Below are 11,290 nucleotides of genomic sequence, written 5' to 3'. Positions count from 1 at the left end.
GGATTACAAAGAGCGATCGCCGTGCCGATTCCAATCTACCTTTACTATTACCTTATTTAGGGAAAATTTGGTGTTTTTCAATTGGGGGATGTCTGATAGCGTAGCGTGGCGTAGCCATATCAGGATATCCAGGATTTAAGGATTAACAATTCTACAGTAGAGTGCTGTAGAAAAAGAACCCCACCCCTGCTTTTGTTAAAGCAACATCTCCCCTCAAGAAGGGATTAACGGGTGGGATAAAAAGGCTGTGGGACACCAATGAGCAAAGCTAAACCCATACTGTAGAATCACACTATTAAGCCTTGAATGCTATCTTCCTACACCTACATACTGAAATCCAGCCCTGACCATTGTTTCGGGATCAAGAAAGTTGCGTCCGTCGATCATAACTGGGTGGTTCATTAATTTGGCCATCTTGCTATAATCTAAGGTGCTGAACTGTTGCCATTCGGTGACAAGTACCAAGGCATCACAACTATCGGCTAAACGTTCGGCATCGGTTTCAACTAGGACACCTGTTAGACCATGACGCATTCCTGTTTGGGAAACAATGGGGTCGTAGGCTTTGACTTTGGCTCCTAGACGGTTGAGTTGTTCTATTAAGTTGAGTGCTGGTGCGTCGCGCATATCATCGGTATCTGGTTTGAAGGTTAAACCTAGTAGTCCGACTGTTTTACCTTTGAGGATTTTGAGGACTTTTTGGAGTTTTTCTAGGGCTATTAAACGTTGACGTTCGTTGACGCTGACAGCAGCTTTCATTAACTGGGCTTCATAGCCGTAATCATCGGCGGTGTGAATGAGGGCAGCGACATCTTTGGGGAAGCACGAACCACCCCAACCAATGCCAGCTTGCAAGAATTTATTGCCAATACGGGAATCTAATCCGATGCCTTTTGCTACTTGGGTAACGTCAGCACCGACGCGATCGCAAATGTTGGCAACTTCATTAATAAAGCTAATTTTGGTTGCTAAAAAAGCATTGGCAGCATATTTAATCATTTCGGCTGAACTTAAATCTGTCACCAACACTGGTACGGGAGGTAAGGATTTATCGGCAGCAAACTGACGTTCTACAATCGGGGCATAAAGTTCTTTCATCATCCCCACTGCTTGGAGACTATTACTACCTAAAACAATCCGATCAGGGTTAAAGGTATCGTAAACTGCTGATCCTTCCCGCAGAAACTCTGGATTACTAACTACATCAAACTCAGCCGTAATATCAGATAATTTTTCTGTAACTACCGTTCCATCTGGTGTTACCAAGGCTTTTTGACGTTCTGTAATGCCATCTAAAACAATCATTCGCACCCAGTCACCTGAACCGATGGGTACTGTAGACTTATTAACAATAACTTTATAACCACCGTTGAGATTTGCCCCAATTCCCCGGGCTACAGCTTCTACATAACGGGTATCACTTTCACCTGTGGGTAGAGGAGGAGTTCCTACAGCAATAAACAGAATTTCTCCATGGGTAACACCGGCATGAAGATCAGAGGAGAATTGAATATTGCCAGTATTAATGGCTGACTGCATAATTTCTGAGAGTCCCGGTTCAAAAATAGGGGATTGCCCAGATTTCATTAACTTAACTTTTTCTTCGTTGTTGTCTATGCAAATGACATCATGCCCAATATGTGCCAAGCAAGCCCCTGTTACTAAGCCAACATAACCAGTACCAATTACGCAAACACGCATTTTATTCAACTCCTTATTCTAGTTGTTTTATTCAAAAGTTTGTGGTTATAGCAACAGTTAAGGTGGTTAGGATATCAATTGTTAGCGCGGCTAGGCCTAAGCTATTCATCAAACTCCTTTCACAACAGGGTTTTGATCCTGACTCCTGCTATATTTTGTCATTCATCCTGGATTATTGGCTATTTATTGCAAAATTAATCACTAATTACTTTCGATCCGCTGACGAAAATCTTCTACTGTCAGTTTTAACCCTTCTTGTAAAGGAATGGTGGGTTCCCAATCTAACCAAGTTTTTGCCCTTGTGATATCAGGACGACGACGACGAGGATCGTCAGATGGTAGAGGTTCAAATTGAATTTTTGAGTCTGGATTGATTAAGTTCTGAACGGCTTGTGCCAGTTCTAAAATAGTGTATTCATCAGGATTACCCAAATTGACTGGGCCAATGTATTCACCATTCATTAACCGCATCAATCCTTCTACTAAGTCAGAAACATAGCAGAAACTACGGGTTTGTGTACCTTCACCATATACAGTTAAGGGAATACCTCGTAATGCTTGGACGACGAAGTTGCTGACTACCCGACCGTCGTTTTCTAACATTCTCGGTCCATAGGTATTAAATATTCTGGCAACTCGAATATCAACTTTATTTTGTCTGTAGTAGTCAAAGGCTAGGGTTTCGGCAATTCTTTTACCTTCGTCGTAACATGAACGGATACCAATGGTATTAACGCTGCCTCGATAGTCTTCGGTTTGGGGGTGAATTTCGGGATCACCATACACTTCGCTGGTGGAAGCTAATAAGAAGCGAGCTTTTACACGTTTAGCTAAACCCAGCATATTCATTGTTCCCATGACGTTAGTTTTAACGGTTTTGACTGGGTTATATTGGTAATGTACTGGGGAAGCGGGGCAAGCTAGATGATAAATTTGATCTACTTCTAACCGAATTGGTTCGGTGATGTCATGACGAATCATTTCAAAGTAGGGGTTATCTAGCCATTTGAGAATGTTGTGTTTGCGTCCTGTATAGAAGTTATCTAAGCAAATTACCTCATGCCCATCGTTCATGAGTCGATCAATTAGGTGAGAACCAATAAATCCAGCACCACCTGTTACTAAAATTCTCATAAAACCTCGTTACTTATACTTGATTGAGGACATAATTCAATAGCGAAACAACGTTTGTTATTTCTAATCGTCGTGTTTTCAGTTATGGTTGATTGAATCTTCAACAATATACATTGTTTTTATAAATATGGCAATTCAGAAATTGGCTTGGTGGGAATTGGGATTTTTTTATTTGGTGAAAAGTTTAAATATGAAAATTACTAGAAATATTATTTGGTGAAATCAGTGTTTGATGATTTTGCTGTTCTGCCAGGATGATGATTGAGCAGGTTAATTGCCTAGCGAGTTGGGTTGTAATATCACTCATGGCTAATCCTCCAGGAATGATCCGATTACGGAGGGAAGGCAATAGGACTAAATCATACAATCTTGCTGCTTGGAGTATGGCTTGAGTAGCATTTTCGTGGGTAATGATTTGGATTTCTGGGGGGTTGGATAGAGCTAGTTGGGATACAAGGAAGGAGAGGTGCGATCGCCTAGTGGTAATTTCTGTAGAACTTGTAACTCCACTTACACAGACGTTCAATAAGGTAACATGAGCCTGGTTAGCTTCCGCCAGCATCATGGCAAATTTTACAGGTTCTAACGTTGGTGCAATTAAGTTATCTATGGGGACGAGAATACGCTGAATCTTCTTAGGTGATTCTACCAATCGGGCTACTGCCACTGCACAATGGGATGACCAAAGTACGCTGTCAATAATATTACCTAATAACCGCGCTCTCAATCCTGTGCGTTTACCCCAACCGATGAGAATTAAGTTGGCTTTTTGTTCACGGGCGGCTCTAGTGATTCCTGGGGCGAAGGCATCATCAATTCTCAGTAGGGGTTCGGCTTTGACTCCTAATAATTGACTCTGGGCTGTGGCTTTGGCTAGTAATCGTTCACTGCGTTGCCAAGCAATTTCTAACTGTGGAGCATCCATTTGAGCAGTAGCAGCAGCGATCGCTAACGGCACAATTTTACCATTGGTTTGATTAGCCAATAATGCTGCCATTTCAATTAAATGCTGTTGAGTATGAGGATTGTAAATGGGGACAATGATAGTAAAAGTATTATTTTTTAATGGCGATGTCTGTTCAAATAAGTTGATTGGAGATGATTTTTCAATAGATGAAGCCGTTAAACCAACTGCTACCCGGCTAGTGATCATTGGTCCAATGGTTGATGTGACTAACATTAAAACAACAACACTATTTAAAACTTCTGGAGGGATTAATCCTACTCTTGTCCCCACTAAAGTTGCGGCTAATGTTGCCCCTACTTGGGGAATTGACAATGACCAGATGGTTAGAAATTCTGGCCAGTTATAACGGTAAAATATTTTTGCTAACAAGGCAGCCAAAAACTTACTCAAAAGTAAACCAATGACTACAAAAAATGTTAATTTGATTGTGCTGAAACTGCTAATAAAGGTAGGTAAATCAATTAATAAACCCAGATCAACAAAGAAAATGGGAATAAATAGAACACTACCGACAAATACTACTTTTTCTTTAACTGGTCCATGTTCTAAAGTTTCATTCACCGCTAAACCAGCTAAAAAAGCTCCAATAATTTTTTCTACGCCAATTAATTGAGCACCTACAGCAGCAAGAAATAAAGATAATAGTACAAATAGAAACTGGTTTCCTTCGTCATCTCCAGAACGACGGAAAAACTCTTTACCTGCCCAATCAAATCCCACTAAAACTACTAAGGAATAGATTATTAAACTAGCTAGTAAAATGAATAGGTTACTTAAACTAAAAACTCCACTATGGATAGCCACACAAATTGCTAGTGTTAGCAGTGCGGCAATATCTGTAAAAATAGTCGCCCCAATTGTAACTGTGACTGCTTCGTTGTTAATTACTCCTAAGTTACTAATAATTGGATATGCTAATAGGGTATGGGAAGCCAGCAAAGATCCCATTAAAATAGAAGCATTCCAGCTAAAACCAAACATCTTTCCTATTAATATTCCCACTGCTAAGGGGATAATAAATGTAAGACTCCCAAATCCCAAAGAGCGATTTTTTTGCTGATAAAACTGTTTGATATCAATTTCTAGTCCAGCTACAAACATTAAATAAATTAAACCAATATCAGATAACAGTTTCATGATTGGCAAGTTAGACTGCAATAAATTCCAGCCTGATGGACCAAGAATGATCCCGGAAAAAACTAAGCCTACTAATCCTGGTAGTTTGAGCTTTTCAAATAAGATTGGTACTACTAAAATAACCACCAGTAAAATAGCAAAGGGAACTATTGGTTCATTGCTAAGAACTTGGGAGGTTGTTTCCAATGCTAGAACTTGTGATGATAGTAGTTCCATAGGTAGGCAAGGGATGGGGCAGAGGGCAGGTAAGAAACTTTTGTAGGACTTACGCTACGCGCAAGTTATGGAATAAACAAACCACAGAGACACAGAGAACACAGAGGAATGAGGGTTTGAGTTATATTGTGCGTAAGTCCTCTTTAATTCTGAGTTTAAAGCTCTGTTAAAAAAAACATTGTCATTATTTTAATCTCAATATTTCTGAACATGAGTTTTTTTCTGTTCCATGTTCCCTCTGAATTAGGGGTGAATTTGACTTAAAATAAATCGCAATCGGTCATAATCATCTTTTAATAGTAAACTTAGATGTCGTCCGGCTTTAATTAACCAGGTGCGGTCAGCTTTGCGTAGCTTGTAAACTTCTCGAATGGTGGTTGCGGCTAAGGAATCTACTGGTGCGCCATTGATAAACAATAATGTCCGCAAAAAATCTAATTCTTGGGTAAAGTTGATGACGGCTTCTGGTTCACACCGATAAACAGCTTGATGAATTTGGGGAGGACGGGGTGGTAAATACTGATATATGCTACTATTTGAGGATGGTGGCTCAAATCCAACGATCGCTGCTCGAAATTCTGTTTTCAGCATAGCAAATATCTGAGGTTGTTCTTCACGTAAGGTTTGTAAAGACATTCCCAAAGCCCTAGCCCGATGGACAGAATCTATTGGCATGGTTGTGGCATGATAGATTACTGCATAAACTTGATTACCAGATTCCTCATCTACCGATGTTACCCAACTACCAAAGGGTGGCATGGGTGGAAAACTCAAGTCGTCTGGTTCTAAACACTGAGATAAAAATTCGGTACTTGTGGTTTCGATTACCTCTCCAATATGATTAGGATGGCGATCGCTATTGGCAAATTGTGGTAAAGGCAGACGCATGGAAGTAATGAAATATTAGTTACTAATCCCTAATTAATCTAGGGTTTAGCAAAACTAAACCCTATTGATTAAATCTACTTGCCTTTTTTCTTGCCTGTAGTTTCTACTAATTCTAATTCTGGTAAACGGAAGGTAATAATTTTATCCCAGTTACCACCTTCAAACAGTACAGCTACTTTGCCATCACTTACCCGTTGTACGAGTCCTTCATACCGATAATATGTATCTGCGGGATTTTTGATGCGAACAGTTGCTCCAGGTAGGATCATTTTGTTTACCCTCAGTTAGTTTCTATTATTAGCTTAATCTAGTAAGTTCAGGAATTTTCCCTTTTTTCTTCCTGACTCCGGTCACTGAGCGTAGCCGAAGTGCTGACTCCTGACTCCTGACTCCTGACTCCTGTAATAACTTAATAATACCTCTGTTTTTGACGAAAGTTAGCCACAGATTCGACTATTCCTAGTGCGATAAAGTTGGTCAACATTGCCGAACGACCATAACTCATCCACGGTAAGGGGATTCCTGCTACGGGTGCTAAACCAACGGTCATGCCGACGTTAACGATTAATTGAAACACAATCATGGATAAAACGCCAATTGCCAAGAGTGAACCAAAGTTATCTTTGGCAGTTTGAGCTACATGGAGGATGCGGAAGCAAATTAAGCAAAACACAAATAAAACGATTAAACAACCAATAAAACCAAATTCTTCTCCAACGGCTGAAAAGATAAAGTCTGTATGTTGTTCAGGAACAAAATTCAATTGAGTCATGGGTCCTTTAAATAAACCCCATCCCCAAATTTCACCGGCACCAATGGCAATGCGAGATTGAATTAGGTGATAACCAGCGCCAAGGGGATCGTGATCTGGGTTGATAAATACGCTGAGTCTATCTTTTTGGTATTCTTTTAAGACATGATTCCAAGCGAAAATCCCTAATTCACCCCCCAGCATATTTAATCCCCAGGAAGCGATCGCACTGATGCCAAATTTTCGCCAAGGTAGAGTTTGCCAGCCTAAAACACCCATACCAAACGCCCACAATAAACCCAAAGGAGTTACAGCTATTTCTGGAAGTAAAAATATTGGTTTTGGCAATGGCCAAGATATGCTGAATAAAATAGCCGCAACCACAGGAGAAATAAACAAAATTAACCAACCTGCTTTAGCATTTGCCCAATAAAGCATACCTAAGACGATTGAAGCAAATACCAAAGAAGTTGCTAAATCTGGCTGTAAAAAGATCAATCCCCAGGGGACGGCACTAATTGCCAAGACACGAAATACACTCTCAATAGATGAAGCTGTCCGTCTGTGCAACAAAGCCGCTAAAGTGATGATCACGCCTATTTTGGCAAATTCCGAGGGTTGAACATTGAAACCTAAAATAGGAATCCAGCGTTGCGCTCCTTTGGCACTTACACCGACAATCATCACAGCAATTAAACTCAAGTTTGTGAGTGCGTATGTGATCCAATGCCATTGAATTAAGTTTTCGTAACGAGTACGAGCCAAAAACAAGGCTATTAATGTGCCAATACCAGCGACAAGCCAGTGCCACCACCAGTCTGTTACTGGCTGGTTGAGTTCTGTACTGAGGATCATGAGTCCGCCAAAGATACTAACAGCAACGGGTAAACAGAATAGCAGCAAATCTATTTGTTGCCAGGGTTTAAACCAATTGTGCCAGCGAATTTTGGGTAACGAACGTTTGAAAAACATTTAATTGGTAATTGGTGATTGGTGATTGGTAATTGGTAATTGGTGATTGGTAATTGGTGATTGGTGATAAATTAATTATTCCTCCCCTGCCTCCCCTGCCTCCCCTGCTTCCCCTGCCTCCCCTGCCTCCCCTGCCCCCTGCCCCCTGCCTATGTGAGTGCTGCAACTGATACTTTACCAGCAATAGCTAGAGCGATCGCTGTGAGTGCTTTTGCAGAAGCCGAATCTGGATCTCCCACTACAATCGGTACACCACTATCACCACCAACTCTCGCAGAAATCTCCAAAGGTACACATCCCAAAAGTGGTATCCCCAATTCTGCCGCAGTTTTTGACCCACCACCAGAACCAAAAATGTCATATTGCTGATCTGGCCGATCTGGGGGAATAAAATAACTCATGTTTTCCACTATCCCCAATACTGGCACATTCATCTGCTGGAACATCCGTAAACCTTTACGGGAATCTAACAAGGCTACGGTTTGCGGTGTGGTAACAATTACCGCCCCTGCCATTGGTACTGCTTGGGTAAGAGTTAATTGTGCATCCCCAGTTCCCGGTGGCATATCCACAATTAAATAGTCCAAGTCCCCCCATTGCACCTGATAGAGAAACTGACGAATTACCCCATTCAACATCGGCCCACGCCAAATCACTGGCTGATCTCGGTCAATCAAAAAGCCCATCGAGACTAATTTAACGCCATGATTAAACGCAGGTTCGAGAATATCACCTGTTTCTGTAGAACGGACGATAATTTGGGCATCAGCTAAACCCAACATGGTGGGATCATTAGGTCCGTAAATATCCGCATCTAACAAACCAACCTTTGCCCCTGTCTGTGCGAGAGCAACAGCCACATTAACCGCTACGGTACTTTTACCAACGCCACCTTTGCCGCTAGAAATAGCAATAATATTTTTTACCCCCAAAACACCAGTCCGATCTGGTAAACTTTTTTGTTGTGGTGTTTCTGCTGTCACTTCTATCTTGACATCTGTAACTCCTGGCAGCTTTTTAACCGCCCTTTGACAATCTTCAACAATAAATTCCCGTAAAGGACAAGCTGGTGTAGTCAATACCAAAGTGAAGCTAACATTGCCACCGTCAATTGTGACGTTGCGAATCATATTCAGTTCCACCAGACTTTTGCGGAGTTCTGGATCTTCTACAGGCCGCAACACTTCTAACACTGACTGGGAATCTAAGACATCATACATAACGTTTATACCGTTTTCCCCACAATAAAACTTTTAAAATTGTTATTTTCATCTATCTGCATCTTAACTTCCTTGGGGACAAGGGAACAAAGAGGAGATCAAGAATAATTAACTACCCTGATAACTGATGGCTAAAAATCAAAACAACTGTCATTTAAAGATTTTTTCTTACCTGAGACTGCTTGTAATGCGGTCTTTTCTACAACTTCTACCAAGGAACGGGCTACCCGATCTGCATAAGGGCGAGAAAATAACCAAATCAGGGGTGATAACCAACCGCGTAAAGTTACAGAATAAGATACACAAGTTCCACAGACTGTTGATCCTATGTGATAAGTAATTCGTTCTTCAATGCCAGGAATTGCTAAAACGCGGATACTGAGCATTTCTTTGGGATTGACTCGTTCTACAAAAATCTGAATGGGAATTGGCCAAAACCGAACTGCTGCGCGGAAAATTAAACCGGGTTTGGGGACTAATCCTAATGGAACATTTGTACTCTTAAACAGTGGATGCCAAGAAACATCTGTTAAGTCAACTACCTTTTGCCATAATTCGTCAACGGAGGCAGAACTAATTTCTCGATAGGTTCGCATCAGTGAAGCACAAACACGACGGCGTTTGCGGTGGATGACTTTAGACAACCAATCTTGCATTAACAACAGTCCTCCTGCTATATAAATTCTAGATAGGGACAGGTGACAATAATATATTCTTTCGATCCTTTCTCTCTGGGAACTCAAAAGTTTGGTGTTCGTACCAAAATGTTACAAATCAAGATTTAAAAAAAACTTGGCTAATATACAAGCCTATACTCATTTGAGGGACAATAATCTTAAAAGGTGTCCAACGCTTGATGCTTGACAACTATAGCAGGAGTCAGGAGTCAGGAGTAAAACCCTGTTGTAAAATGAGTTTCATCAATGGCTCACGCCAAGCTGCGCTAACAATTGATGTCCTAACCATCTTGGCTGTTGCTATAAGAAAAAACCGATTTTGGCAAAAATAGCCAGAATATTGGCTCTTGTTGCCTACAAATTTTTTAAGATGAAATTTGTGGCTTTCTGAAAAATTGTAATTTTAGTGTAATTTTAGGTTCGGGAATCTATGTTGACTAACTCGCAAACCCCTCACGTAGTAGCAGAATCATCCAAATTTTTACCACCCACTGATGCCAAGACTAGGGTGCGTCAGTTTATGCAGCAGTTACAAAGCACAATTAGTCAAGGACTGGAAAACCTGGATGGTGTGGGTAAGTTTAAAGAAGATGGTTGGGAACGGCCAGAAGGAGGAGGGGGGCGATCGCGCATTTTACGTGATGGTGCAATCTTTGAACAAGCGGGTGTGGGTTTTTCGGAAGTTTGGGGAGATCAGCTACCTACTTCTATTTTGGCTCAACGTCCAGATGCAGAAGGATACAATTTTTATGTGACCGGCACTTCAATGGTGTTACATCCCCGTAATCCTTATGTACCTACAGTTCATCTAAATTATCGTTATTTTGAAGCTGGGCCTGTTTGGTGGTTTGGTGGTGGTCTTGATTTAACACCTTATTACCCTTTTGCTGAAGATGCTATTCATTTACATACAACACTGAAACAAGCTTGCGATCGCCATAACCCAGAATATTATCCGGTGTTTAAGCGGTGGTGTGATGAATATTTCTACCTCAAGCATCGCAACGAAACTAGGGGTGTTGGTGGTTTATTTTTTGATTATCAACACAGCGAAAGCCCTTTGTATGGTGGGAATCTCCATAAGGGAGAGGCAGCAAGATACAGTGATGAGGTGGGAACTCCAGCGCCACGCAGTTGGGAAGATTTGTTTGCTTTTGTTCAAGACTGTGGTGGGGCTTTTTTACCTGCTTATGTACCCATTGTGCAGCGACGACAGCCCATGGAATATGGCGATCGCCAACGGAATTTTCAACTGTACCGTCGCGGTCGCTATGTGGAATTTAACTTAGTTTATGATCGAGGGACTATTTTTGGACTCCAAACCAATGGACGCACAGAATCCATTCTCATGTCCCTACCACCGTTAGTTCGCTGGGAATACGGCTACCAACCAGAACCCAATTCTCCTGAAGCTGAACTTTATGAAACTTTCCTGAAACCTCAAGATTGGATTAACTGGACTGCAAAATAATAGTGTTGATACTCCCAAGCCCTAACAAGCAACAGGGAAACAGGGTAGGGCGTATTGCAATACGCCCTTTTATTTATAAAGAAGGGAACAGGTAGTATGTTAATTCTGTGTATTTTTGGGGGATTGTCCTGAAAATTATTGGTGTTACCGTAGTTT

Annotated in this window: 9 protein-coding genes; 1 reads left to right on the top strand and 8 read right to left on the bottom strand. The window is 41.2% G+C overall.

The window, feature by feature from the left end:
• Positions 1–309: 309 nt before the first annotated feature.
• The 8 genes from VB711_RS25795 to VB711_RS25760 form a co-directional block, all read right to left on the bottom strand.
• On the bottom strand, positions 310–1,701 hold the full coding sequence (locus VB711_RS25795; protein WP_323289290.1) for a UDP-glucose/GDP-mannose dehydrogenase family protein: 1,392 nt from the start codon (positions 1,699–1,701) through the stop codon (positions 310–312).
• Between the two features lie 201 nt (positions 1,702–1,902).
• Positions 1,903–2,835 (bottom strand): UDP-glucuronic acid decarboxylase family protein, encoded by a 933-nt coding sequence (locus VB711_RS25790; protein WP_323289289.1) that lies wholly within the window; start codon positions 2,833–2,835, stop codon positions 1,903–1,905.
• 184 nt (positions 2,836–3,019) lie between these two features.
• Positions 3,020–5,155, bottom strand: a complete 2,136-nt coding sequence (locus VB711_RS25785) for a cation:proton antiporter (protein ID WP_323289288.1) — start codon at positions 5,153–5,155, stop codon at positions 3,020–3,022.
• 243 nt (positions 5,156–5,398) lie between these two features.
• Positions 5,399–6,043 (bottom strand): HAS-barrel domain-containing protein, encoded by a 645-nt coding sequence (locus VB711_RS25780; RefSeq protein ID WP_323289287.1) that lies wholly within the window; start codon positions 6,041–6,043, stop codon positions 5,399–5,401.
• Between the two features lie 74 nt (positions 6,044–6,117).
• A complete protein-coding gene (locus tag VB711_RS25775; protein WP_323289286.1) occupies positions 6,118–6,312 on the bottom strand; it encodes an NAD(P)H dehydrogenase subunit NdhS in 195 nt (64 codons plus the stop codon).
• A 140-nt stretch (positions 6,313–6,452) separates the two neighbouring features.
• The gene (gene rodA / locus VB711_RS25770; RefSeq protein WP_323289285.1) at positions 6,453–7,766 is read right to left on the bottom strand and encodes a rod shape-determining protein RodA; all 1,314 of its coding nucleotides are present in this window, start codon (positions 7,764–7,766) and stop codon (positions 6,453–6,455) included.
• Between the two features lie 149 nt (positions 7,767–7,915).
• The gene (locus tag VB711_RS25765; RefSeq protein ID WP_323289284.1) at positions 7,916–8,986 is read right to left on the bottom strand and encodes an Mrp/NBP35 family ATP-binding protein; all 1,071 of its coding nucleotides are present in this window, start codon (positions 8,984–8,986) and stop codon (positions 7,916–7,918) included.
• Positions 8,987–9,117: 131 nt separating this feature from the next.
• Entirely contained in the window at positions 9,118–9,642 is a 525-nt protein-coding gene (locus VB711_RS25760; protein ID WP_323289283.1) for an SRPBCC family protein, read from the bottom strand.
• Between the two features lie 451 nt (positions 9,643–10,093).
• On the opposite strand from VB711_RS25760, the gene hemF reads away from it, so the two are divergent.
• Positions 10,094–11,134: an oxygen-dependent coproporphyrinogen oxidase gene (hemF, locus tag VB711_RS25755; RefSeq protein ID WP_323289282.1), complete on the top strand. Its 1,041-nt coding sequence runs from the start codon at positions 10,094–10,096 to the stop codon at positions 11,132–11,134.
• Positions 11,135–11,290 lie beyond the last annotated feature (156 nt).

This window comes from Cronbergia sp. UHCC 0137 (genome assembly GCF_034932285.1).
Lineage (GTDB): Bacteria > Cyanobacteriota > Cyanobacteriia > Cyanobacteriales > Nostocaceae > Cronbergia.
This window is presented reverse-complemented; position numbering and strand designations above follow the sequence as displayed.